Origin of the sequence: Paenibacillus pini JCM 16418, assembly GCF_000576305.1 — a bacterium.
Lineage (GTDB): Bacteria > Bacillota > Bacilli > Paenibacillales > Paenibacillaceae > Paenibacillus_AQ > Paenibacillus_AQ pini.
This window is the reverse complement of the sequence record NZ_BAVZ01000066.1, coordinates 1-612: the sequence shown is the minus strand read 5'-3', so window position 1 is coordinate 612 and position 612 is coordinate 1. Positions and strand designations below refer to the sequence as shown.

Sequence of the window (612 nt, the reverse complement as noted above, 5' to 3'; positions counted from 1 at the left end):
GGCCTTCGGGTTATGAGCCCGACGAGCTACCGGGCTGCTCCACCCCGCGTCATTAAGAAAGCATATATGGTGGAGGCTGAGGGGATCGAACCCCCGACCCTCTGCTTGTAAGGCAGATGCTCTCCCAGCTGAGCTAAGCCTCCATGGGAAAGACTTTTAATATCATATCAGATATTTGCTTCTAAAGCAAAGTTTTCTTTAAATATAATGGTGACCCGTATGGGATTCGAACCCATGTTACCTCCGTGAAAGGGAGGTGTCTTAACCCCTTGACCAACGGGCCTAAACATTTGACGAAGTGAAATTCGCTTCGCAAGCAAATAATATTAATGGCGGAGAGAGAGGGATTCGAACCCTCGAGACGCTTTTGGCGCCTACACGATTTCCAATCGTGCTCCTTCGGCCAACTCGGACACCTCTCCGTAATGGCTCCCCGAACAGGACTCGAACCTGTGACAACTCGATTAACAGTCGAGTGCTCTACCAACTGAGCTATCAGGGAACATTATGTAATTCAAGGATTGAACCTTGAAAACTAGATACGAAACGAATCGTGTTTGTTGAAATGGTTGCCTTGAAAGTGTATCTTTCAAAGCTATAGGATAAGCCCTT

Annotated in this window: 4 tRNA genes; all 4 read right to left on the bottom strand. The window is 47.4% G+C overall.

From position 1 onward, the window contains the following. Window positions 1–67 precede the first annotated feature (67 nt). Window positions 68–143, bottom strand: a tRNA-Val gene (locus tag JCM16418_RS23415). 65 nt (window positions 144–208) lie between these two features. Continuing rightward, a tRNA-Glu gene (locus tag JCM16418_RS23410) sits at window positions 209–283 on the bottom strand. 47 nt (window positions 284–330) lie between these two features. Beyond that, window positions 331–422: transfer RNA gene (locus JCM16418_RS23405), tRNA-Ser, on the bottom strand. A gap of 4 nt (window positions 423–426) precedes the next feature. Next, a tRNA-Asn gene (locus tag JCM16418_RS23400) sits at window positions 427–502 on the bottom strand. Window positions 503–612: the final 110 nt, after the last annotated feature.